The following is a 25112-nucleotide window of genomic DNA, read 5'->3' as shown; positions in this document are numbered from 1 at the left end:
GGGATTGAGAGCTAACTCATAGAGTTAGTGTCTAACAATTTAATAAGTATGGCAAATAAAGCCGCTATTAATACGTTAGATACAAAAAAGGCCTGCTAGGCAGGCCTTTTTAAGCGGTTAAAATTAACAACCAGTATCTTTTACTTCGTACTTAGGTGCTGTACTAGCACTCTGAGCTGGAGTGTACTCAAAATGACAATCAACCTTAGGCGTTGAAGATGCATCATATGGTGAGCCATTCTGATAAATAACCGTAGCCTCAGTTAAATTAGCTCCATCTACAATAGTCCAGTCAGCAGTGCTAATATCTAGTGCTTCTAAAATAGAAGCTGAATCATTTTGCAAATAACCATAAGCAATCTTTACAGTATCCGCAGCATCAGCACCAATTTGAACCGTTGTATCGCCATCTTTCTCTTTACTTGCGATAGCAGCTTTTGAGAAAACTAACGAGTTAGCACCCTGTATTGATCCTTTCAGGCCTTGAAGGGTCGAAGCTCGCGCGTCACCTTGTAGGTTGATAAACTTAGGTGCTGCTGTAACAGCCAAAATACCTAGAATGATAATCACAACCACTAATTCAATTAGCGTAAAACCATTTTGTTTTTGCATTTATATATTCTCTCAAATAAGCATTATTATTTTAACAGCCTGTATCAGCAATAGTGTACTCAGGAAGTGATGTAGCAGTTGCTTCTTTGTACGTTAATTGGCAAGTATTACTGTCATTCGGTGCATCACGCTGATAAATCACCATTGTAGCTCCTGAACCAGGAGTTCCAGCTTCAACAACAATCCAGTCTTCAGTACCATTATTCGTATTTGTCGCTTCAGCAACAAAGCTTGCATCAACAGCTAACTCAAATGTTGTCTCTTCAGCTGTCATATAACCATAAGTAGTAGGTACATTTATCACACTACCTGTTGTGCCAATGTCGACATTGACTGGACCAGCATTTCTTTCTTCACCCGCTAACGCCGCTTTAGCAAACACTAAACCATTAGCACCTTGGATAGCACCTTTGACGCCTTGAAGCGCTGATTGACGTGCATCTGTTTGCAAGTTAATAAACTTAGGTGCTGCAGTTACAGCCAAAATACCTAGGATGATGATAACAACCACTAATTCGATTAGGGTAAAACCATTTTGTTTTTGCATATGTAGATCCTCGAAAATTTCTCTTTTTACAGTAGCTATAAAATTAAAAAGCTACAGCTAAAAACACTTCTAAAAACTAAGCAAATCTTAATTAATAAAACTCTGTACTTGGCCGTTACCAGGGTTATAAGTCACCCCTTTGCCAATAGATGTTGTAGGAGCTGGTGTCGGAATACCTGAGTCATTTAATGTCAAAGATTCCACTAAGTGATACACACATAGCTCAACGCCAGCGACATCATTGCCTTCAAGATCGATAACTGTCCCACCTGCGTTGTTGTTAACGCTAACCGCATAACGAGATCCACGAGCATCAGCAGTTGCTTCAACATTACGTGGTGCATTTTGTAAAACAGTATTAAATACTTCACTGCAGCTAGCGACAGTCATATCAGTCGCTTGTCGGCTACTTGCCCCCGTAGGGAAACCGAAACGCGTATCAAGATATACACGAGCACCGTCTAGCACGACGTTATCATTATTGCGGCCGTCAACTTCCCACTGCGAACGCACGAAGCTAACAGCTGTTGCTAAGCCACCGGAAACACCATCAACACTCGCGTCTTCAGCATCTTCGGTAACATTTAAAAATCGTGGAATTGCAGTCGCAGCTAGTAAGCCAAGAATGACTATAACTATGACCAATTCAATAAGAGAAAAACCTTTCTGATACTGTTGTTTCATTTTACCCCCAATCTTGTATGCGGCTATTCTAGCAGTTTGTTAAAATTAGAAAACAGATAATTTCACTATTCATTGATCCCCTGTCAAAAAAATGACCCGCCCAGAATTGAGTTGATAGCTAATACTTCGGCCATCTACGCCAATATATCGGCATGTTTCAGCGTTTATATCATGCTCTGTAACAAAGTGTTGCCCATAACTATCACCCAACAAACTGCCTATCAGCTGTCGACAACCCGCAACATTTGTCTCATTTGGTACAGGCCAGCCGCCAGCAGACATGAGTACATAACTCACCTGCAAAGACTCTTGATTTAGATCTGTACGCCAATCTAGCTTTAGCTGCTGTGGTTGACCACGGATCAACCACTGAGACTTAACGCCCGCTAACACATTTAATAACCTATTGTGCACTGTTTGAATATTAGAGTTCCCCAATAACTTGATGCTATCAAAGTGGCTAAAGGCTAAATAAGACAATATTAACAATAGTATAATTATCGAAAATACTCTGCCTGAAAGACTCAATAATTCACGGTCTGACTTTTGCTGACTCAACATTGCTCAGACTCACAGCAAAACATTAGCTACCGCCTTTAACCACATTGAGCATATCCCACATAGGTAGATAAATACCCAATGCGAGGATCAGTACAATACAAGCTACAAAACCAATTAATATTGGCTCTAGCTTTGCGGTTAGGTTTTTAAGATCGTAATCAACCTCGCCCTCATAAAAGTCAGCGGCATCATTTAGTAATTGGTCAATTTGTCCGGTTTCTTCACCAACGGCCACCATCTGCAGTACAAGCGGGGTAAATAAGTGGCTATTGTTCGATACTCTTAGCATAGATTCGCCTGACTCAATGCCACGGCGCATACCGACAATACGATCATGCATATAAGCATTATCAACAGCATCAGCCACCAAGCTTAGTGCCTGCGTCATGGGCACTCCTGCACTCAACATCATTGAAAAGCTACGGCAATAACGTGACAAAGTAGAACGTTCGATAATGCTGCCGACAGCTGGGATATTTAGCTTCCATTTATCCCATTGCTTTTCACCTTTTTCAGTACTGTGCCAGTAACGAATACCAACAAAGCTAGCGACTAATACCACTATCATGGCAGGCCAATAATTAACAAATACGTTTGATGTATTAATTAGTAACTTAGTTGCCCATGGCAGCTCTGCACCAAATCGCGAAAACATCTCAGCAAATTTTGGAATAACCATGATATTTAAGATCACCATGGCGATGGCAATGGCGATAAGCACGAAGATTGGATAACGCATTGCTGCTTTAATACGGCGGCGGGTTTCTTGCTCACGCTCGATATAACCTGATAGCTGAATAAAGGCATCTTCAAGCTTACCCGTGTTCTCACCCACATGAACCATAGATACAAACAAGGCATCAAACACATCGGGGTGCTGATTCATTGCCGAAGAAAGCGGACGACCAGAGGTTAGCTGTTCGGAAATATCATCGAGTGCTTCTTTCATACGTTGCGAGTGAGTCGTTTCAGAAAGACCCGCGATCGCTCTTAAAATTGGGATCCCAGAGCGGGTCAATGAATACATCTGCCGAGTAAAGATCTGCAGCTCGTCTAAAGCCACTTTTCCTTTAAATAATCCCTTAAGGCTAAACTCTTTAACCTCTTTGGCTAATGTCAGTTCTAGCGGAATCACCCCACGGGACATAAGCTGATCGGCAGCCGCGCTCTCAGAGCTGGCATCAAGTATGCCTTTTATCTGCTCGCCTTGGGCGCTGCGTCCGCGGTACTGATACGATGGCATAACTAGGCCTCACCTTGCTCAAGTGCTATCTCGCTCACGTCTTCAACTAGCTTGGCGACTTCTTCAATCGTTGTCATTCCTTGGGCTAAATACTTGAGTGCAGATTCAGCTAACGGCGTAAAATTAGGGCTTTGATAAGCTGCGCGGGTAAAGTCTTGCGGATTACCGGTACGCATTGCCTCAATCATAGCTTCATCAAGCTCTAGGATCTCAAACACACCAATTCGACCACGGTAGCCACTGCCATTACAGCTCTGGCAACCACTACCAATGCGGAATGTTGCCTTTGAGTAATCAAGCTGGCTCACATTAGATAACCAAGCTTTATCTTGTGCACTAAGGTGATAATCAATCGCGCAGTTTTGGCATACTCGGCGCACCAATCGTTGAGCAATAATGACTCGAAGTGCACTAGCGACCAAGTAGCTTGCCGCCCCCATATCGAGCAAACGCAACGCACTGGTTACCGCATCATTAGTATGCAGCGTTGAAAGTACAAAGTGACCGGTTAATGCACCACGAAGACCAATCTCCACGGTTTCTTGGTCACGCATCTCACCGACCATTATGATGTCGGGATCCTGACGTAACGTAGTACGCAGTACGTGGGAGAAATCTAAACCAATTTTGTGGTTAACTTGAACTTGGTTAATCCGCGGTAACTGGTATTCAACCGGATCTTCTACGGTGATGATCTTGCGATCTGCAGTATTAAGCTCGCTTAAGATCCCGTAAAGGGTTGTTGTCTTACCGCTACCAGTTGGTCCTGTTACCAATAACATACCGTGTGGTCGTTTGATCTGACGGCGGATCCTCGCCAGCATATCAGCAGGCATACCGGTTTCATTGAGCGTTAACAGGCCTGCTGACTGATCAAGCAAACGCATCACCACGGATTCACCGTGATAGATCGGCATAGTCGACATACGTACATCGATCTTATGTCCTTTGATCTCCATGTGGAAACGACCATCTTGCGGTAAGCGTTTCTCAGAGATATCTAAACCAGCCATCAGTTTTAATCGCAATACCAAGGCGGCCGCAATGCTCACCTCGGGTAAAATATTTTCGTGTAACTGGCCGTCGATACGTTGGCGAATACGCAAGGATTTTTCACCAGGCTCAATATGGATATCTGATGCACGCATTTGTACGGCATCTTCAAAAATTGACTGCAACAGCTTAACAACTGTGGTTTCGTTGTCGCTATCGGCTCCAGTTAAACTGCCAAGATCGAAAATCTCATCGGCGGCATATTCTTCTTCGAGCTTACCGGCAATTTGCGCAATTTCATCAGTACGACGATACAGGTTGTCAAAGGCATCAAGTAGCTGTTCTTCTGTAACTACTGCAATTGATATCGCCTTCGGCAACAACTGCATTTCAAGGTTATCCATCGCCTGCAGATCGGCAGGATCGCTCATAGCGACCAGCACGCTATCACCATTATCTTCAACAACTAATGCACGATATCGACGAGCCTGAACCTCTGGTAGCAAGCTAACAACTTTAGCGTTGATGGCCCGTTTACTGATATCAAGAAATGGAATATTTAACTGCTGTGATAAGAACTGCAGTAGTTGTTGCTCTGTGATACACGCTAAGTCAATTAACGTGCGCCCCAGTTTCTTGCCCGTATTACGTTGTTCAGACAATGCCTGCTGCAGCTGCTCTTCTGTAATGATCTGCTCTTGTACTAGCAGATCACCTAATCGCATTTTTAACTTGGGTTTCACTAGTATGCTCCTAACTGCAGCAAACGATTATCGACGTATACTTTTGCCTGGGCGGATAAATTATCTTGCAGTAATGCTTGGTGATAAGCCTGCTTTGCATCACTGTACTTTTGCTGCGCATCTAAGGCGTAACCGAGTCCCATCCACCAGCGACCTTGCGACGGCTCTTGTTGTGCCAGCTGACGGAAACTTTTCTCTGCAACTGGATAGTCTTTTTGCTTTTGCGCTAAATCACTTTGCTGATGCCATTTTTCAACGGCAAATTCACTCGAATCCGGAATGGCGTTTAGGCTAAGCAATGCTTGCTGGTTCTGCCCGCTCGCTTGTAAGACTCGAGCTAACAGTAATGAAAATTCATATTGTTGTGGGAACAATAAGCGACCTTGCTCTAATAGCTGCGCCGCTTGCGGCAACTTGTTTTGACCATAATACAATGCCGCAGCTTGCTTTCTAGCTTGCTCAAGCGATGGGTCATAATCTAATGCTGCTAAATAATAGGTTAGTGCGTCACTGTGTAGCCCTTGCGCCTGTGCATCTGTGGCCAGTTGTAGTTGTTTTTGCGCTAACTGCTGAGGAGAAAGTTTAACCTCGGTAACGGCCATATTATTGCTATTGTGAAGCTCAGCATTACGATCTACCTGATGAGAAATAGTTAATTGCTGTGGAGCTTTGTCAGCCTTTTCAGGTAGCGGCTTGGTTTCTATTTGCGCAACTTTTACAGCTTGTGGCTTATCAATTACTTTTGCTACTTCAGTTGCAACTACTGTGTCAGTTACAGAAACAGGCTTAGCTGCATTAATAGCAGGCTTGCTTGAACTAACATTACTAGGCTCTTGCACTTCTATGGATAAATCACTGTCCCGTACAGACTTTGTCGAGTTTGCAATTTGCGGCTCAGCAGAGCTTTGAGCTGTCATCTGCAGACTCGAATTTGGCTGAGAATTAGTTTGAGTTTGAACCTGCGATACTGACTCTGTAGCTGGCGCTATTGGAGCTTCTAGTTGGCTCAGCTTTTGGACTGGTACTGGCTTTTGTTCTTCACTAACAACGAGCCCATTAGGTGCCTGTTTAAGCCCAGTAAAGTTAAGCGTGATAAATACAGCCAAACCGCCAATAACTAAAGACAAGACACTTGCTAGCAATATTGGCTTTTTGGATGCGGCATTTGGCTGAGTCGAAGCCTGTGGCTGCGCCATGCTTTCAATACCATGAGGCTGCTGGCGTTTATCTAGATCTTTGAGCATTTTGTTTATTACGCTCATACAACGCCTCCCTTAAACCAATACATTGCACTAAACGATATCACTAAGGTAACCACGGCCATTATTGCCAACCAAATGGGCTTGTATTGATGCTTAACGGTATCACTCGTATCGTCAATCGCTGCGCCAACATGATGCTTTTCTACTTGCTGCGCGCCCTCACCAAAACTGACTAATAACGCTTTGTGAGACAACACATTAATCAACCTTGGGATCCCGCGAGCCGCTTTCGCTATTCGTTTTGCATTAGTTTCACTAAACAAGCGACCATTACCACTCCCCGCCACACTCAAACGATGCTGAATATAGGCTGCAGACTCATCATTAGTTAGTGCACGCAGGCAATAGCTAAATGTAATTCTTTGTCTAAGCTGTCTAAATTTATTTTGCGCTAAACGTTCATCCAACTCTGGCTGCGCAAATAGTACAACTTGCAGTAGCTTTCGGCTTTCGGTTTCTAAATTAGTGAATAAGCGCAGCGCTTCCAAACTTTCATCGGGTAATGCTTGCGCCTCATCCAGAACCAGAATTATCGAATGCCCATGCGCACTTAACGCCAATAGCTGCTGCTGGATCAAGCCTGTTAATTGCTGTTGATCTATTTTGTTGGAATGCTTTAAGCCCAGTTCCATCGCTACCGCCCAGCGCAACTCTTCAGGTGTCAGGTAAGGATTAGGTAAGTAAGCGCAGTGAAAACGTTCTGGCAGCTCATTCATCAGTTTGCGACAAATAAGCGTTTTGCCCGTTCCGACTTCACCAGTAACTTTAATAAACCCTTCGCCTGTTTGTAATGCTGTTTGCAGTACCTGTAAGGCTTCCACATGCGGTGCAAGGCCAAAGAAAAATCCCGTGTTCGGTGTAAGTGAAAACGGGGTTTCTGTTAACCCAAAATGCTGCAGATACAAGCTTATTGCTCCTCTGGGTACCAACGGTCAAGCAGCTGCTGCGAACGCTTCAATTCACTTTCCCAAGTGTTAGCGCCAACCACAACAGGCTTAAGCAAAATAACTAATTCGGTTTTTACGGTTGAGTTAGCACGGTTGGTAAATGCTTCACCTAAGTAAGGAATATCGCCAAGCAATGGTATTTTAGAGACCAGCTCAATGTTTTCGCTCTTCATTAAGCCACCAATCACCACAACGTCGCCGCTTGCAGCTTTAATCACTGTATCTGACTCGCGGATCTCACTTTGTGCTAATGGTAGCTCTAAAGTGTTCTCTGAGATCTTAATGGTTTTGGTTTGCTCTTTAATATCAATTACTGATGGATGAATATGCAGTAGCACATTACCTTGCTCATCAATTTGTGGCGTTACATCAAGCGCAATACCTGAGAAGAAAGGCGTTAACTCAACCTCTGGTGTAGTAACGGGAGTATTACCGGCGACCGTTGTTGACGAAACATCAGTAACAAAGTACTCATCGGTACCCACTTTAATCACTGCTTTTTGGTTATTCGATGCAGTAACACGCGGGCTAGACAAAACATCCACATCGCCTTGTGTATCAAGCAAATTAATCATAGTGCTAAAGTCTGAACCAGATAACTTAATTGACGTTACCCCACCCAGCACACTGGTAATTTGATCTGTTAAACCTGTTGTAGGACTAGTGCCAAATTCGATATCTGTGCTACCAACATGACCTAACACACTGTCCCAATGAATACCTTGTTGGTATCCATCCGATAACGTCACCTCTAGTACTTTCGCCTCTAAGATAACTTGACGCTGCAAATGCGTTTCTGCAGTTTTAATAAAGTTACGCACCTGGCGAATTTCATTTGGATACGCTCGAATAGTAACAAGACCAGCCTGTGGCGTTACAACAACTTGACGGCCACCACCGCTGTTACCAATAATCGACACTAAGGTTTCTTGTAATTCTCCCCAAAAATCTGTTTTAGTTTTTGAGCGAATAAAGGTGCCATTAGTTTGCTCATTATTACTGCCATTACTTGAGCTAGAATCGCTATTGGACGAACTATTTGAACTGCTGTTATTACTATTACTACTATTCGAATTAGAGTCGTTATCATCAGAAATTCGGCCAGAATTTACAGAGGTCAACGAAAGGCCTTGCCGCTCCATATACAAATAATTTAACGAGAAAGTTTCAGTGCGCATACCAGCAGGGAAGATACGCAAAATTCGGCCTTCTCGACTCACTTCATAGCCGTAGATATCTTCAACAACTTGCAAGGCTTCTTTTAATGTCACACCTTTAAGCGATAACGAAATTTTACCGGTTACATCAGGATGTACAGCCACACTAAGCGGTGTACCTTGAGCAAGGCTTGGGAAAAATACTTTTGCATCAACATCATTAGCCGATACGTCAAAACGTCGCTCAGTAGGTCTTGCAGGCGTGTAACCTGCTAATAAATTATCAGATGATAACTCTCTTTGAACATCGTCTGGCATTACTGCTGGCGGTGGTGTTGCTGCTGGAGCCTGCTGCGCTGCTAATGAATCAGCCAGCGCCTGCTTTGACTCAACAGGGTTAGGCCTGTCTACCGTTTGGCAAGCCACTAACATTAATGACAGCAAAGGGGTGATATAGGTAATTGAGCGCATTTAATTATTGTCCCTTAAAATCTGTAATAGCTTGAAACATGGTCAACTTACGGCCGTCCGCTAACGACACAGAGTCCTCACCGATCCCAACGATTTTGACACCTTTAACTCTCTCACCCAGCGTGAAAATTTGATTATTAATCACGGCATAAGCTGAGGTATTGTTTTTAACCACACTGTTGAGCACTAAATTGTTATTCGTAGAACTGGTTACAACGTCAGCTTTACCAGAGGCATCACCAGGTAACGTCGGATCTCGCAAAGCTGTAGCATTTACGCTAAAACCTATAGTACTGCACAGGAATGCAATCAATAGCGCACTAATCTTTGTTGGCAACACTGATAAAGTCCTTATTAATACTCAAGGTGTAAAGCTCTAGTGAAATAGCAGCTTTTGGATAAGCGTCAACGCGATAGTCCATGCTGCGCCAATACAATTTATTCGGCATGCTTTCTACAGCTTCAATAAAACGCAACACCGAGAAATAGTCACCAACCAGCTCAAGTCGAATGCCGTGACTATATAAATTAATCTTCTTCTCTTCACCCACTTCCAGTAACGGCTTAGGCGCAATAGATGTAAAAGACTTAAGGGTGATGCCTTTGACTTTAGAAAGTAATCCCGCTAGTAAGGTTGGCATATGATCAGCAGGCACCATATCGACCATTTGGAAAGATAATTGCTCATCAATCTGCTTATTTTGCTGGTTGATATTATTCAAACGATCGCGATACTCAGTATCCGGATCTTTTTGTAAGCTCTCTTCATACATAGCAATTTGCTGTGTTGAAATACGGTTTTCACTTTCGATACTCTGATTTTGCTGTGAAATTTTACCGTGTTTTTCCAAGGCCGACTCAAGCGGTAAATAAAAAAGTAATCCCGCCACCACTAAGGTAGCCACAGCCACCAATACGCGTTCTCGTTGGCTTAAATCATCAAATTTTTCAGCTAACTGCTGCCACTTTTGCTTCATTTCACTAACTCCTTGTCGCTGCCTACGGCATCGCTAGTTAGCTTAAATGCTAAAGGTTGGTTCTCGCCTAGACTCATGGTCATTGAGGCAAATGCGTGGCCTTTTAATGTTGTAGTCGTTTTAAGCTTATCTACCCATAAAGGCACGCCTTCAGGTGAAGAAGTAAAGCCTTCAAAAATATATCTATTTTCATTCACTTGAATTCGATTTAACCATAGCTTGGCGTCAGCAACGCTAGCTAAATCTGTCATTAATGGTGAGTAACCATAACTGGTTAACACTTCTTGTTGGTTCAGTTTGCCAAACAACTTTTGTTTTAATTCCAGTTGCTGTGCTTTTAACTCCACCTCTGCCACTAAGGCTTTATTTGGTCCACGCTTGGCAAGCTCAGCTTCTAAATCTTGTTTTTCAGCATCGAGGCTCTTTTTAACTAGCATCAGCTGTTTTTTATCAGACTCTAAACTCGAATTAAGCCCCCAGAATACAGCCGTGGTCAGCAGTAGTAAGCAGATAAGTGCAATTAGCGCTTTAGTCAATCTTGAAAAAGATAAGCGTAATTCTGGCGGAAATAGCGTATCAGAATATAAGTTAACTCTTAATTTCATTGCGGCTGACCTCGCGTAATTTCAGCCAACGCTAACTGTGCAAACACGGATTCCACCGATATGCCGTCGTAAGGCGTGACGCTCTGATCAAAATTAGCGGCAATTAAGTTTGCTAACGCTACACGTTCACCATCCATAACCAGTTCAATTGAAGATACTGGCGCTTCGCGCAATTGGCTTTCAAAATAATCCATTGAGCGTTGCAGCTCTAAACTTAAGTTATCTGCGACACCGTAAGACAAATCTTCTGCAGAAACTTTATCTATCTGTAAAAAGCCTCGCACTCGGCGCTGCATAAACACTTCACCGGATCTGACTACCGTTAATAGCAACTCCTGCCCTTCTCGGTGGCTAAGGACAAGCCGAGCTTGGCTATCGTCAAATAGGTTGCTCATCGCCATTTCTTCAATAGAAACGCCAACCGTAACTAAACCAACATTTTTGGCAGCAATCAGTAATGCAGATAATTGGGGGGTTTCAGTGACCACCACGTTAACTTTATTGGTGGTTTGTTTGGATGACTCAAAATAATCTAAGTGAATATCTGTAACGGCTTGAGTCACTATGTCTTTTACCGACCAAAGCAAAGCTGCATTGAGCTCTTCTTCTTGCACGTTCGGTTTGTCGACTAAAAGGAGTTGATAAAAATCTGCCGCAAGCACAATTTGAATATTGGCTACGCCAAACTCTTTCACAACTTGAGAAAAGGCGCTATTCCAATCATGTTGATTGAAAACGAATGTCATAGTTTTGGCAGCTACTTGGGCAGTAGAGCCTTGAAAGACCGTTATTTTGTCTGCGCAAATATACACACCTAGATTTTGCTTAGGTGCAGATTTACGCCAAAATTGGATTTTACCCAATAGGCTTTCTTCCATTAATCCATGCCTTAAAATTGTTCAAAAACTAATTCAATTTGCGAAATCAACGCTGTTCCACGCTTAAATTAGTGAATTAAATATTGTCAGTTCTTATTTAAATAGCGCAAGACTGTCATTATCCCTTTAGTGTAGCGGGTTATTCCTGAAAATTATAGATAAAACCCTAATTTACGAATCTTTATTAACAATCATTCTAAAATAAGAAACAAACTATACTTCTTCAATTGGCTCACTGAAAAAGCTCCCTTGGCCCGCACTCACCCCGAGGATTTGTAATGTTTGCCATTCTTGGAAAACTTCAACTCCTTCTGCGCATACCTGCACATCGGTTCTAAAGAGCCCAGCAATCAAGCTACGTACAAATAATTGATTCTCTGCGCGCAAATGAATTTGGTTAACAATAGATCTATGCAACTTGATTAACGAAATTGGATAATGGTGCATGTATTCAGTGCTTACAACCTGTTGGCCAACACGATCAACACAGATACTTGCCCCCATTTTATTAATCATATCCAGTGGATCTTTTAATTGCTGCTGATGGTTAACTAAAATGTCTTCATTAACTTCAAAAATCAGTCTTGGCGCTAAGTGACGATACTCAAGCAATGTTGTTTTAAGCCAGCGCACAAAAGCTCGGCTCAAAAGTGTATCTAAGCTTAAGTTAATACTAAATTTTAAGGAGTTATCTTTATGCTTTGGTAAAACATCAAACATTACCATTTCAATAACTTGTCGTTCTATTTGCGGGGTTAGGCCGCATTTTATTGCCATAGGTAAAAACAGCGTTGCGCGCACCAAATTACCTTGGGTATCTCGCAAACGACAGGTAACTTCTTGATGATGGGCATTTGAGTCACTGTCTACCACCGGCTGAGAAAACAAAAATACTCTTCTGCTTACCAATACATTTTCAATAAAACTGCGCCACCTTACAGAGCCTTTAGATAAGTCGCCGTCAACCGCGCCCTTGTCATACATAAACCAACTACTGCCGCCTTGGAATTGTGCAGAGCGTAGTGCCAGCTCAGCTTCTTCAACTAGTGCATCTTTATCATCACCGACTTTAAAGTAAGCGCCACCCAAATGGATGAAATCGTCAGGTAAAGTCACAAAGCTATTTAGCTGATTGAGGCTCAAACGTAATAGCTTCGCGGCTAATTGATCCGCTTCAACTTGGGAGATCTGCGGTACAACAACAGCAAACTGATTATATGAACGGCGAGAGAAAATACTGTTCGCTTTGTCTGCCAAAATTTGGTTAACCACACCGATTAACTGCAGCAAAAGTTCATCAACTTCATGGTCGGCCAGCTCTTTACCTAATAATTCTAAGTCTTCCATTTCAAACAAATACAAAACGCCCGGAGTGATCATGCCCGAAGATCCACTGAGCGCATCTAAGCGGTTTTTCAGAAACAGGCTATTACCAATGCCAGTCTCTGAATCAAGGAAAGTATTTGAACGAATAAACTGATCAAAGCGGGCACGCTCTTTATGGGCATCATCTAACTCTAATAGCAAATGAGTCAGGGCTCGGTTTATTAATCGCGGCTTGCCCTGACCTCTTTCGGCTAGAGCTTTATCATGCTGCCCCGACAATATAAGACTCGAACGTTGCGCCAGATGTTCAATGCCATTGAGCTCGGCAGAAAACCAACGAAAACCAAAACGTACAAACAAAAATACCGCTACGCAGCCAATAAAGATAATCAGCATGCCATACCAACCAATATCGCTCTTAGCAAACGGCTGCGGCATAGTTAACTGCATAGCTAGCCTGCCTTCTGCTAACTGACTTTTGTACTGAACTCCACCTTTGGCGGTCGTTTCAGGTTGATATTCAAAAATAAGTTTATCGCCTTGGTACAAACTAAAAGCACGAGCGCGATAGGAATTTAATAATGGTGGTAGCCACTCTTGAAAGCCCCAACGTTCGGGGTGGGATGACTGCTGCTCAATCAGCTCTTCAAGCTCTGTTACCTTTTGCTGTTGGAATGTATAGGTTAGTTGGACAAAGCTAACCATGGCAGTTAAAAAGCAGATAAATGCGACACCAACAAGCGACATTAGCCAAAAGCTGGTTAGTTTTTTGGTTAGGATTCTAGTCAGTTTCATTCGTCCGCTTCCCGCAGTTTCTTATTGGTTTTTATACAGTAAAATCACACGACTTGAGTGCTAATCAAGATAAAATTCATACTCTCAATATGAGCGAGTTCTGTGCCGCACTCACTGTTGCGTTAAAAGTACAGCAAAGCAATATCAGTATTTCAGCTTATGTTTAAGTTAACTTGCCTATAAAAAGAGTGCTATACAGAGCAATTACTTATCTTGGCCGCTAAAACGGCTAACTCTAAAATATAATTACAGTTATACGTAATCCAAAAACACTGAGCAACAAAAAAGGGGCCAAAGGCCCCTTTAAGTGACAAATAGAATCTTACGACTCCATATAGCCTTCTGGTAATTCAGTAATTGTTGCCACGCCAGACTCAATTGCAGCTAGTGCTACAGCCTTAGCAACTCTTGGTAATAAACGGCTATCCATAGGCTTTGGCAGAACATAGTTTGCACCAAACTCTAAAGAGTCAACATTTGGATACGCAGCTAAAACCGACTCAGGAACAGATTCTTTTGCCAATCCAGCGATAGCGTGTACAGCAGCTAGCTTCATCTCGTCATTAATACGTGTCGCGCGAACATCTAACGCGCCACGGAAAATGAATGGGAAACAAAGTACATTGTTAACTTGGTTCGGGTAATCACTGCGGCCTGTACCCATAATTAAATCTTGGCGAACTTCATGAGCAAGCTCTGGCTTAATTTCAGGATCTGGATTTGAACAAGCAAAAATAACTGGTTTGTCAGCCATTAATGCAACATCTTCAGCAGCTAACACGTCAGGGCCAGAAAGACCTAAGAATACGTCAGCGCCTTTGATTACATCTTGCAGAGTACGCTTGTCAGTGTTGTTAGCAAATAGTGCTTTGTATTCATTGATATCGTCACGACGAGTATGAATAACGCCCTTTCTATCTAACATGTAAACGTTTTCACGTTGTGCACCACAATTAACAATCATTGTCATACATGCGATTGCAGCAGCGCCTGCACCCATACATACAAACACTGCATCTTCAATCGACTTGCCTTGGATCTCTAATGCGTTAATCATACCCGCCGCGGTTACAATAGCGGTACCGTGCTGATCGTCATGGAATACTGGTACGTTGCATAGCTCAATCAAGGCTTTTTCGATTTCAAAACACTCAGGTGCTTTAATATCTTCTAGGTTAATACCACCAAAAGTGTCAGCAATGGCTTCAACTGTATTGATAAACTCTTCAGATGTTCTGTGCTTAACTTCAATATCAGTCGCATCGATGTTAGCAAAGTGCTTGAAAAGTAGTGCTTTACCTTCCATTACTGGCTTTGATGCTAACGGACCCAAGTTACCTAAACCTAAAATAGCGGTACCGTTAGAAATAACCGCAACGGTATTACCTTTGCCAGTATAACGGTAAGCATTATCAGGATTCGCCGCGATTTCACGTACGGGCTCTGCTACACCTGGACTATAAGCTAATGCTAGGTCCATGCTTGTTTGTGCGGGTTTGGTTAGGCAAACAGCTGTTTTGCCTGGAACTGGGAATTCGTGATAATCGAGAGCTTGTTGACGAAAATCTGCCATTTTTCTGATCCTGAGTGCAACTAATTAATATCCAAAGCGTATAAGGTCGACAACTAAGTGTTCGTGCTGTAACTCAATACTGATCCTTTAAGAGGTATTCTTAATTGAGCAAAAAACAGTTAGTTGATAGGCGCTAAGATACTTGAATCTCAAGTCATTTCAAATAAGATCTTCTCATTTTTTAACTTTATCGCTATATATTATTTCTAAGGTGCATTTTCTATGGTTATCTGGGATAAATGCTGGGCATTCAGGCGATATTTACCGTAAGAAAAATACAGTTTACCACGCACCAAAACCCGATTTTGCAGTAGTTTTAACGTCAAAATGTTACGAAACTTACCAATATCTTGCTGAGATATCATCAATACCAAATTATCATCAATATTGAGCTCAAAAACCTGACCTTTTCTTTCATAACCCGTGACAACTCCTCGGATCTCTCGCCATAAATTAGTATCTTCACGAGTAAGTGCTTCAGCAAGCAGAGGTTGATAACTTTTATGAGCCCATAATCCAACTTTAGTATCGCGCGCTCGTTTTTCCACCGCTTCTAAACACTGCCAGAAATAGTCATTTTGATAAACTCGAGCTTTAGCGAATCCATTGGCCAACATCAACTCTTGTAGATGCTGTAAATCTTTAGTGTAAACATAAGCTAAAGTACGACCAAAAGGATCCAAACGCTTTTTATCAAACGCTAATTGTAATGTTTGCCCAGGCTCAACAACGCTAGATAAATATTTTTTTGCGTCAGTTGCATAAGGTTGAGAAAGGTTGGGGAATTGGAAATCGATTTCAGGTGAGTCGATACCGATAAGCCGGATCAAACGACCATCAGTTAAGGTAATGGTATCGCCGTCATTAATATGCGCTAAGGTAACGGTTTCATCAAACTGAGTTGGCACGCATTGACTCGCCTGTGCAGCATAAGATTGCACAGTGGCTAACAATAATAGCACCAAAGTAATTTGCTTCATGATCCGCTCCATGGCTTATACCAACCAAAACTAGATTACGACAAAATACGGTTGTGTGCAGCTAATGCAAATTTCAGATAGCAAAAAGGCGCCAGAAGGCGCCTTTTTTAAATTCATTGCAAAAGTAATAATTACTTCTTGCCAAGTGCACCAAAGCGCTTGTTGAACTTGTCGATACGTCCGCCAGTATCCATAACTTTTTGGGTACCAGTGTAGAACGGGTGACATGCACCACATACGTCTAGGTGTAAATCTTTACCTACAGTAGAGTTAATTTTGATAACGTTACCACAAGTACAAGTTGCAGTGATTTCTGCATAATCAGGATGAATGCCTGGTTTCATTGGAATTACCTCAGTAAAAGGCCATGTCGCTCTTCCAACCCGAAGTCGGACACCACATGCTGTTAAAATAAAATTATTTAGGCGCGGAATACTACAGCAACTCCATAGTATATACAAGCAACAAAATAGCCGATTAATGAATAATCTTAAACCTTACATTTAGCGGGTTAATCTTGCTACTAACTCAGCTAGCTTAATACCAATCAGTATAAGAATTTGATCTACTCAGAGCGGTTTTGGCAAACTAATTCAAGGCGAATAGCTGCAATAATGGTTATTCCCTTATCAAGCTATTCAACGCAGAAGTAGGCAGCCCAAAGCGCTCCAGAATGGCGAGTTTTAGCGATTCTGATGCTGTGACTCTTAATAAACAAAGAGGGAGCTTGAACCTAGTTCAACTATGCTCTTCACTCGTTGCGAGCAGCATGGATGCTGCGAATGTCATTAAAGCAAGGAGCACTTAATGACATTGCCTCAAAACCGCTAAACTCTCGCTGAGTGACTAAATGTTTATACTGATTGGTATCAGTTATTATTTCATAGCACTAAATTGCTGTTCTGACGCCCCAGGATCCCGGTATTTTTCTAACATAGCAGGTGTTGGGCAGCGCAATATCGCATCCGCCTTTAGACCATGAATACTCTGCTGATTAAATGCGTTTGGGTTGGCTTCAAAAATCGCCAACATGGCGCCATATGGGCTCACTTTCCAAGCACTTAATTGACGATTAGCAACCCGCCAAAGACTTTCTTTACCATTAAAGGCTAGCTGACAATCTTGAGGCTCTGTTACAGGGCCACTGCTTTTAAGCGGTTTAGGATCTTCAGTCCAACCTAACGCTACTGCAAGCTTGTTATCAGCAAGCACGGCATTAGAGACTTGAGTGCCTTGCTTAGTTGGAGTTAAACGGTCTGCGGTATAATGCCTATCCATTGCAGATTCCGGCATACTCTCATTAAATAAGCTAATGACTTTTACTTGATACCAACGGTTAATTCGGTACTCCTTTACGACTAATACCGCGTTTTTATCAGTCACGTCATCAATACCCGAGACTTGTACCATAAAACCAGTAATCGGCTCTGACAGTAGGCGTTCCTCGCCATCAGCTTGCCGCACTGAAAACTGCACTTTCTTCAAGCTATTATGCGAAGAAACTAAATTTAGCTTTAAACTTGGGTGCTGACCCAACTCAAATAATCTTTTATTAATGCTCACATGCGACACCTGCGCATGAGCGGATGTCAGCATAAAGATACCCGCTAAAGCTAATATAATTCTCTTCATCAAATGTATCCCAGTTTAATAAACCTTTTCATTGATTGTCGCTAGGCAACTCGCTAAAACGACAGCTAATCTGTTTCTTCACTGCAATACGAGGGTAAGTAAACATCAAAACCTAACTTCAACGATATAAATGAGCGTTCAAGTTATTGTAGTTTATGTTCTTTACGCTACACATAACATTATAGTTTTAGCCGCACATTTACCTTTAAAACTTAGAAAATATTTTTGCTAACTTGAGCCAAGCCACGGCGAATAAAATCAATTGTCGCTAGCTCTAGTTTCATTGCCTCGGTACACTTAACAACAGTCTCCTTTCGAAACAGTAAATCTATGCCTTTGTTTGTTGAAGTCGCTCTGCCTGTGCCAATGCGACAAAGCTTTAGCTATCAAGTCCCTGAACATATCACTATTGCGCCGCAAAAAGGTATGCGTGTTCAAGTGCCATTTGGTCGCCAACAACTTATAGGCTTAATTACTGCAGTAACCGACAGCTGCTCGCTCACACCTAAACAGATTAAACCCATAGTGGCCATTTTAGATAATGAGCCATTATTACCTGAATCACTTTATAAACTCACCGCATGGGCCGCAAGGTATTACTTTTGCAGCTTAGGACAGATGTTATCGCAAGCCATTCCGGTCGCGCTGCGTAAAGGCGCTGAAGTAAAAGCATCTAGCGTTACCTTATGGACACTGACCAATGCAGGTAAAGAAGCCGATATCAATCAGTTAAACCGTGCTCCTGCACAGCGAAAATTATTACATTGCTTACGTGAGCGTGATTTAGAACCGAGCGATATAACTAATTTAGATCTCAGCAAAGCCGCCGTAAAAGCCTTAGATGACAAAGGCTGGATAGAGAAAAAGACCCGAATACTCGAAACCGATTTAAGCTGGCGCGAATCTCTTGAGATGACCGAGGAGCCGCACAGACTTAACCCCGAGCAAGCCATTGCTGTTGCCACACTCACCCAGCAAACAGGTTATCACTGTACTTTGCTGGAAGGGATCACTGGCTCAGGTAAAACCGAAGTCTACTTAGCAATGCTTGAAACCGTACTAAGGCAAGGTAAGCAAGCGCTAGTACTGGTGCCAGAGATTGGCTTAACACCGCAAACCATCAACCGTTTTCGTCGCAGATTCAACGTTAAGGTTGCGGTGATCCATTCCGGGCTGACCGACAATCAAAGATTAGATGCTTGGCGCCAAGCTAAATCCGGCGAAGCAGCGATTATTATTGGCACCCGCTCAGCGCTGTTTACGCCAATGCTTTATCCTGGGGTGATAATCTTAGATGAAGAGCATGATTCAAGCTTTAAGCAACAAGAAGGTGTCGGTTACCATGCCCGCGACTTAGCGGTTATGCGCGGCCATTTAGAACAAGTGCCAGTGGTTCTAGGCACCGCAACACCATCGTTAGAAACACTGCAAAATGCGCTAAATGGTCGTTACCAACATCTGCATTTAGGCAAACGTGCAGGTGCGGCTGAAAAGGTTCGTCAGGGTATTATCGATATTCGCAATCAACCACTGCGCTCAGGAATGTCACACGCATTATTAAATGAGATGCGTATTCATCTCGATGCCGGTAATCAGGTGATTTTGTTTTTAAACCGCCGAGGTTTTGCCCCTGCACTGATTTGCCATGAGTGTGGCCATCTGCACGAGTGCGATCGCTGTGACGCCTTTTTTACCGTGCACCAAGCGCTCGGTGAAATTCGCTGCCACCATTGTAGCAATCAATATGCGATCCCAAGACAATGCCACAGCTGTGGCAGTACCATGCTTGCCGGGCAAGGTGTGGGTACCGAGCAATTAGCGTCATTTTTAGAGAAAGAGTTTCCTAATCATCCTGTGGTGCGCATCGATAGGGATACCACGCGTAACAAAGGCTCTTTGGAAAGTCACTTAAACGCTATCCATAAAGGTGAGTATAAAATTCTGGTCGGCACCCAGATGCTAGCTAAAGGTCATCACTTCCCCGATGTAACCTTAGTCGGCCTGCTTGATGTAGATGGTGCATTATTTAGTGCAGACTTCAGAGCACCAGAACGCTTCGGTCAGCTTTATACTCAGGTATCAGGCCGTGCTGGCCGTGCCACTAAGCCGGGTACCGTATTACTGCAAACTCACCAAAGCGACAACGCCATGCTACGCGAGCTGATGCATAAAGGTTATGGTGAGTTTGCCCGTAATCAATTATTTGAACGCACCCAAGCGTTATTGCCACCAGCGTGGCACATGATATTAATCCGCGCCGAGGCGCACCAAGCCATCGATGCCGACAACCTACTGAGTCAGATTGGTGCACTGCTACCACAAGATGATGAGTGCGAAGTCATTGGTCCAATGCCTGCGCCACTCGATAGAAAAGCCGGAAAATATCGCCGCCAGTTATTATTCCAGACCAAAAACCGTAATAGACTTCAGGCAGAATTTGAACGTGCATTACCACAAATAGAGCAATTGCCGCTGGCTAAAAAATGTCGCTGGAGTATTGATAGAGATCCACAAGATTTGCTTTAAATCGACTTTATTCGCTTCAATGCAGAAAAAGTTCGCTAGAGGATAGTAATTCACCGCCACTAGCGGCTAAAATAGTCGGTTACTCCTTATTATTTTTCTTTATGTAAGTGTCGATTAAACGCCAATGAAATCACATACTCAATCTTTACTCGCTGAATCTTTAAATGCCCTTAAACAACAAGGGATTGTTCCTGCTGACTTTGAAGCTCGCATTCAAGTTGACCGAACGAAAGATAAAAGCCACGGTGATTTTGCAACTAACTTGGCAATGATGCTAACTAAAGCTGCAGGCAAAAATCCTCGTGAAATTGCACAACTGCTAATTGATAACCTACCAACTTCAGCACATGTTGAAAAAGTAGAGATCGCAGGCCCAGGCTTTATCAACTTCTTTATTGATGATAACGCCCTTGCTAACCAATTGATGACGGCTTTAAACAGCGACACATTTGGTATCGACTTACCAGCGCCACAAACTGTGGTAGTTGATTACTCTTCACCAAACCTAGCGAAAGAGATGCACGTAGGTCACCTACGTTCAACCATTATTGGTGACAGTGTAGTACGCGCCTTAGAATTCATGGGCCACAAGGTTATTCGTCAAAACCACGTAGGCGACTGGGGGACTCAGTTTGGTATGCTGCTTGCGTATATGGAAGAGCTTCAAGCTGCTAATGGCGAACAAGCTAAAATGGAACTGGCGGATCTAGAGACATTCTACCGCGCTGCTAAAGTCCGTTTTGACGAATCAGAAGAATTTGCTACTCGCGCACGTAAGCTAGTTGTTGAACTACAATCAGGCGACGAGTACTGCAACAAACTATGGCGCGAATTTAACGATATTTCACTAAGCCACTGTCATGAGCTTTATGAGCGTTTAGGTGTAAGCCTAACTCGCGCAGATGTGCGCGGTGAAAGCGCTTATAACAGCGATCTTGCCCAAGTAGTTGCCGATCTAGATGCACAAGGTCTATTGTCTGAAAGCAATGGCGCTAAAGTTGTTTTCCAAGACGAATTCAAAAACAAAGAAGGCGAGCCTCTACCGGTTATTATCCAAAAAGCCGACGGCGGTTACCTATATGCGACTAGCGATCTAGCTGCAATGCGTTACCGCTCAAATGTACTAAACGCTGATCGCGCGCTGTACTTCGTTGATTTACGTCAAGCACTGCACTTCCAGCAAGTATTCAAGCTAGCTAAAACAGCTAAGTTTGTGCGTGAAGAAATGAGCTTCGAGCACATGGGCTTTGGTACCATGAACGGAGAAGATGGTCGTCCATTTAAAACCCGTTCTGGCGGCGTAGTGAAGCTGATTGACCTGCTAAAAGAAGCTGATACTCGCGCACTAGAGCTTGTTCGTAGCAAGAACCCAGATATGGATGAAGCGGAACTTGCTGAAATTGCCCGTGTTGTGGGTATTGCATCAGTTAAGTATGCCGATCTTTCTAAAAACCGCGCAAGTGACTACATCTTCAGCTTTGAGCAGATGCTGAGCTTTGAAGGTAACACAGCGCCATACCTACTATACGCTTACACCCGTGTAGCGGGGATCTTCAAACGTGCTCAAGACGTTGATTTAAGCGATGCGAAAATCATTCTAGAACACGAAAAAGAGAAAGATTTAGGCACCAAGCTAGCTCAGTTTGGCGAAGTTATGGCACGTATGGTTAGCAAAGGTCAGCCACATGCCCTTTGTGGTTACCTATTCGAACTTGCGGGTGCATTCTCAAGCTTCTACGAAGCATGTCCTGTACTAGCAGCAGAATCAGAAGAGCTTAAAAAGAGCCGTCTACTATTGTCACAGCTTACCGCTAAGACACTAAAACAAGGCTTAAATCTTCTTGGTCTAGAAACTTTAGAACGGATGTAAGCTTTAGCTCATGACAAATCGTGATTATGCAAATCGTAAGCCTGCTCGAAAAGGTAAGAACAGCGCTCGCAAAAAGAGCTCAAAAGGAAGCGCCCCTAAGCGCTTTCCAATTTTGCTAGGGCTGATCACGCTTGCAGGTATTGCTAGCTTTGGTTATTTACTGTGGATTTTAAGCAGTTCTGGTGAGCCAGAAACAACTGCACCGGTAGTTGTTGAGCAACCTAAGAAAAAGCCAGTTAAAAAAGATTCGGATGCCCTTCCTCCAGTGCCAAAAGAGGAATGGACCTATCTTGAAGAGTTAGAGAACAAAAAAGTTGAAGTTGATCTTCCTGAAGTATCAACTAAGCCAAAGCGTCCTTACCAAATGCAGTGTGGCTCATTTAGAAAAGAGTCTCAGGCCAACGAACTGAAAGCGATTATTGCTTTCCAAGGTTTAGAGGCGCAAGTACGTAAGGCAACAGGCAGCAACGGTGTTTGGTACAAGGTTGTGTTAGGTCCTTATGACAAAAAGCGCGATGCCGAAAGACAACGCCATGTGCTACAAAATAACGGAACCAACGGTTGTCAAATCTGGTTCTGGGAAGGCTAACCGTAAACGCCTAATTGAAAACGCTGCCCCGTGCAGCGTTTTTTTATGCCTGCAAGACAACGCCCCCTTGATATTCAGTAACCCATCCCCATATCTCTATTATCGTCAACCAGCAGGCATAATGTCGCTGGCTAGAGAAGAGGATTTATTGTGACCACTATCGTATCAGTACGCCGAAATAACCAAGTCGTTATCGCCGGTGATGGCCAAGTTTCTCTCGGTAACACCGTTATGAAAGGCAATGCTAGAAAAGTTCGTCGTTTGTACCACAACAAGGTACTAGCGGGCTTTGCTGGCGGTACAGCCGATGCATTCACCCTATTCGAGCGTTTCGAGGCTAAACTTGAAATGCACCAAGGTCACCTAATGCGCGCAGCCGTTGAAATGGCTAAAGACTGGCGCTCAGACAAAGTATTACGCAAGCTTGAAGCTTTGCTTGCAGTGGCCGATGCTGAATCTTCATTAATCATTACCGGTAACGGTGATGTAGTTCAGCCTGAAAATGATCTTATTGCGATTGGTTCTGGTGGCAACTTTGCCCAATCAGCTGCGACTGCACTACTTGAAAACACTGACTTAAGTGCACTCGAAATTGCTGAAAAATCGCTAACAATTGCTGGTGACATTTGTGTATTCACCAACCAATTTAAGACAATTGAAGAATTAAAGTACTAAGCCAACGCGCTGAGTAAAAAAATGCTGTAAAGCATGAGGAAAGAATATGTCTGAAATGACACCACGTGAAATTGTTCACGAACTAGATAGCCACATTATCGGCCAGCAAAAAGCCAAGCGCTCAGTGGCTATTGCACTACGTAACCGCTGGCGCCGTATGCAGCTTGCTGCAGATCTTCGTCAAGAAGTAACGCCAAAGAACATTCTTATGATTGGTCCTACTGGTGTAGGTAAAACTGAGATTGCTCGCCGTTTGGCACGTCTTGCAAAAGCACCTTTCATTAAAGTTGAAGCGACTAAGTTCACTGAAGTTGGTTATGTAGGTAAAGAAGTTGAACAGATCATTCGCGATCTAACCGACTCAGCCATCAAGCTTACTCGTGAAGAGCAAATTAAAAAGTGCAAATTCCGCGCTGAAGAAGCTGCAGAAGAGCGCATTTTAGATGCTTTGCTACCTAAGCCAAAAGAAGATTGGGATAGCGAAAAGTCTGATGACAGCGCAACGCGTCAAATCTTTCGTAAAAAGCTACGTGAAGGTCAGCTAGACGATAAAGAAATTGAGATCGATATTGCTGCGCCTCAAGCGGGCATTGAGATCATGTCTCCTCCGGGCATGGAAGAGATGACTAACCAACTTCAAAGCATGTTCCAAAATATGGGACCAGGTGCTAGCAAGCGCCGCAAAATGCCAATCAAAGAAGCTTACAAGCTATTGATTGAAGAAGAAGCGTCTAAACTGGTTAATCAAGAAGACCTAAAAGAACAAGCGATCGAGCTTGTTGAGCAGCACGGTATCGTATTCTTAGATGAGATCGATAAGATCTGTAAGCGTGGCGAATCGTCTGGCCCAGATGTATCTCGTGAAGGTGTGCAACGTGACCTACTGCCTCTTGTTGAAGGTTGTACGGTTAACACTAAACACGGCATGGTAAAAACAGACCACATCTTGTTTATCGCCTCAGGCGCATTCCAGATGTCTAAGCCATCTGACTTGATCCCTGAGCTGCAAGGCCGTTTGCCAATTCGCGTAGAATTAGATGCATTATCTGCTGGCGACTTTAAGCGTATTTTAACTGAGCCACATGCGTCATTAACTGAGCAGTATATTGCGCTTATGGCTACTGAAGGCGTAACCGTTGAGTTTACAGAAGACGGTATCGACAGCATTGCAGAAGCTGCTTGGCAGGTGAACGAACGCACTGAAAACATCGGTGCCCGTCGTCTGCATACTGTGATGGAGCGCTTGATGGAAGAGCTTTCTTATGAAGCGTCTGACAAGTCTGGCTCTGTTTCAGTTATCGATGCCGAATATGTTAAAGCACATCTAGACAATCTAGTTCAAGATGAAGATTTAAGCCGCTTTATCTTGTAAGCACAGCTTAAATCATTCGCCAAAGTAATGGCAAAATAAGTGATAGCGGTTAAGGACAACTTCGGACTTAACCGCTATTGTGTTTCTAACACTC

General features: G+C 43.2%; 23 protein-coding genes. 5 read left to right on the top strand and 18 right to left on the bottom strand.

The genetic code is table 11. From position 1 onward, the window contains the following. Nucleotides 1-123: 123 nt before the first annotated feature. From MSG37_RS21335 to MSG37_RS13025, 18 genes are all read right to left on the bottom strand, one after another. Entirely contained in the window at nucleotides 124-612 is a 489-nt protein-coding gene (locus MSG37_RS21335; RefSeq protein WP_282446662.1) for a type II secretion system protein, read from the bottom strand. A 31-nt stretch (nucleotides 613-643) separates the two neighbouring features. Continuing rightward, entirely contained in the window at nucleotides 644-1159 is a 516-nt protein-coding gene (locus tag MSG37_RS13105) for a prepilin-type N-terminal cleavage/methylation domain-containing protein (RefSeq protein ID WP_248471102.1), read from the bottom strand. Between the two features lie 87 nt (nucleotides 1160-1246). Beyond that, on the bottom strand, nucleotides 1247-1843 hold the full coding sequence (locus MSG37_RS13100) for a type II secretion system protein (protein WP_248471101.1): 597 nt from the start codon (nucleotides 1841-1843) through the stop codon (nucleotides 1247-1249). 69 nt (nucleotides 1844-1912) lie between these two features. Continuing rightward, a complete protein-coding gene (locus MSG37_RS13095) occupies nucleotides 1913-2404 on the bottom strand; it encodes a hypothetical protein (RefSeq protein ID WP_248471100.1) in 492 nt (163 codons plus the stop codon). Between the two features lie 22 nt (nucleotides 2405-2426). Then, nucleotides 2427-3647, bottom strand: coding sequence for a type II secretion system F family protein (locus MSG37_RS13090; protein WP_248471099.1), 1221 nt, complete (start codon nucleotides 3645-3647; stop codon nucleotides 2427-2429). Between the two features lie 2 nt (nucleotides 3648-3649). Beyond that, nucleotides 3650-5383 (bottom strand): type II/IV secretion system protein, encoded by a 1734-nt coding sequence (locus MSG37_RS13085; protein ID WP_248471098.1) that lies wholly within the window; start codon nucleotides 5381-5383, stop codon nucleotides 3650-3652. Beyond that, complete coding sequence (locus tag MSG37_RS13080) at nucleotides 5383-6645, bottom strand: tetratricopeptide repeat protein (RefSeq protein WP_248471097.1); 1263 nt, start codon at nucleotides 6643-6645, stop codon at nucleotides 5383-5385. The genes MSG37_RS13085 and MSG37_RS13080 overlap by 1 nt, the downstream gene beginning before the upstream one ends. Next, on the bottom strand, nucleotides 6642-7550 hold the full coding sequence (locus tag MSG37_RS13075) for an AAA family ATPase (RefSeq protein ID WP_248471096.1): 909 nt from the start codon (nucleotides 7548-7550) through the stop codon (nucleotides 6642-6644). Before MSG37_RS13075 ends, MSG37_RS13080 begins: the two co-directional genes overlap by 4 nt. 2 nt (nucleotides 7551-7552) lie before the next feature. Next, on the bottom strand, nucleotides 7553-9220 hold the full coding sequence (gene mshL / locus MSG37_RS13070) for a pilus (MSHA type) biogenesis protein MshL (RefSeq protein WP_248471095.1): 1668 nt from the start codon (nucleotides 9218-9220) through the stop codon (nucleotides 7553-7555). A gap of 4 nt (nucleotides 9221-9224) precedes the next feature. Continuing rightward, the gene (locus tag MSG37_RS13065; protein WP_248471094.1) at nucleotides 9225-9560 is read right to left on the bottom strand and encodes an MSHA biogenesis protein MshK; all 336 of its coding nucleotides are present in this window, start codon (nucleotides 9558-9560) and stop codon (nucleotides 9225-9227) included. Continuing rightward, nucleotides 9541-10197: a type 4a pilus biogenesis protein PilO gene (locus tag MSG37_RS13060; protein WP_248471093.1), complete on the bottom strand. Its 657-nt coding sequence runs from the start codon at nucleotides 10195-10197 to the stop codon at nucleotides 9541-9543. Before MSG37_RS13060 ends, MSG37_RS13065 begins: the two co-directional genes overlap by 20 nt. After that, nucleotides 10194-10802 (bottom strand): PilN domain-containing protein, encoded by a 609-nt coding sequence (locus MSG37_RS13055; RefSeq protein WP_248471092.1) that lies wholly within the window; start codon nucleotides 10800-10802, stop codon nucleotides 10194-10196. Before MSG37_RS13055 ends, MSG37_RS13060 begins: the two co-directional genes overlap by 4 nt. Continuing rightward, nucleotides 10799-11680, bottom strand: a complete 882-nt coding sequence (locus MSG37_RS13050; RefSeq protein ID WP_248471091.1) for an MSHA biogenesis protein MshI — start codon at nucleotides 11678-11680, stop codon at nucleotides 10799-10801. The genes MSG37_RS13055 and MSG37_RS13050 overlap by 4 nt, the downstream gene beginning before the upstream one ends. Nucleotides 11681-11893: 213 nt before the next feature. Continuing rightward, a complete protein-coding gene (csrD, locus tag MSG37_RS13045) occupies nucleotides 11894-13801 on the bottom strand; it encodes an RNase E specificity factor CsrD (RefSeq protein ID WP_248471090.1) in 1908 nt (635 codons plus the stop codon). Between the two features lie 322 nt (nucleotides 13802-14123). After that, complete coding sequence (locus tag MSG37_RS13040; RefSeq protein ID WP_248471089.1) at nucleotides 14124-15374, bottom strand: malic enzyme-like NAD(P)-binding protein; 1251 nt, start codon at nucleotides 15372-15374, stop codon at nucleotides 14124-14126. A gap of 206 nt (nucleotides 15375-15580) precedes the next feature. Then, nucleotides 15581-16354, bottom strand: a complete 774-nt coding sequence (locus MSG37_RS13035; RefSeq protein ID WP_248471088.1) for a thermonuclease family protein — start codon at nucleotides 16352-16354, stop codon at nucleotides 15581-15583. A 131-nt stretch (nucleotides 16355-16485) separates the two neighbouring features. Next, nucleotides 16486-16698, bottom strand: coding sequence for a 50S ribosomal protein L31 (gene rpmE, locus MSG37_RS13030; RefSeq protein WP_220762057.1), 213 nt, complete (start codon nucleotides 16696-16698; stop codon nucleotides 16486-16488). A 532-nt stretch (nucleotides 16699-17230) separates the two neighbouring features. Then, a complete protein-coding gene (locus MSG37_RS13025) occupies nucleotides 17231-17986 on the bottom strand; it encodes a FimV/HubP family polar landmark protein (RefSeq protein WP_248471087.1) in 756 nt (251 codons plus the stop codon). Nucleotides 17987-18316: 330 nt separating this feature from the next. On the opposite strand from MSG37_RS13025, the gene priA reads away from it, so the two are divergent. From priA to hslU, 5 genes are all read left to right on the top strand, one after another. Next, a complete protein-coding gene (priA, locus tag MSG37_RS13020) occupies nucleotides 18317-20512 on the top strand; it encodes a primosomal protein N' (protein ID WP_248471086.1) in 2196 nt (731 codons plus the stop codon). A 124-nt stretch (nucleotides 20513-20636) separates the two neighbouring features. Continuing rightward, nucleotides 20637-22382, top strand: a complete 1746-nt coding sequence (argS, locus tag MSG37_RS13015; protein ID WP_248471085.1) for an arginine--tRNA ligase — start codon at nucleotides 20637-20639, stop codon at nucleotides 22380-22382. 10 nt (nucleotides 22383-22392) lie between these two features. After that, a complete protein-coding gene (locus MSG37_RS13010; RefSeq protein ID WP_248471084.1) occupies nucleotides 22393-22971 on the top strand; it encodes an SPOR domain-containing protein in 579 nt (192 codons plus the stop codon). Between the two features lie 150 nt (nucleotides 22972-23121). After that, entirely contained in the window at nucleotides 23122-23646 is a 525-nt protein-coding gene (hslV, locus tag MSG37_RS13005) for an ATP-dependent protease subunit HslV (protein ID WP_220767023.1), read from the top strand. A 46-nt stretch (nucleotides 23647-23692) separates the two neighbouring features. Beyond that, the gene (gene hslU, locus MSG37_RS13000) at nucleotides 23693-25018 is read left to right on the top strand and encodes an ATP-dependent protease ATPase subunit HslU (protein ID WP_248471083.1); all 1326 of its coding nucleotides are present in this window, start codon (nucleotides 23693-23695) and stop codon (nucleotides 25016-25018) included. Nucleotides 25019-25112 lie beyond the last annotated feature (94 nt).

It is taken from the genome of Shewanella sp. 1CM18E (genome assembly GCF_023161665.1).
Classification (GTDB): domain Bacteria; phylum Pseudomonadota; class Gammaproteobacteria; order Enterobacterales; family Shewanellaceae; genus Shewanella.
The sequence above is the reverse complement of the archived record's forward strand: the minus strand, read 5'-3'. Positions and strand labels throughout refer to the sequence as shown.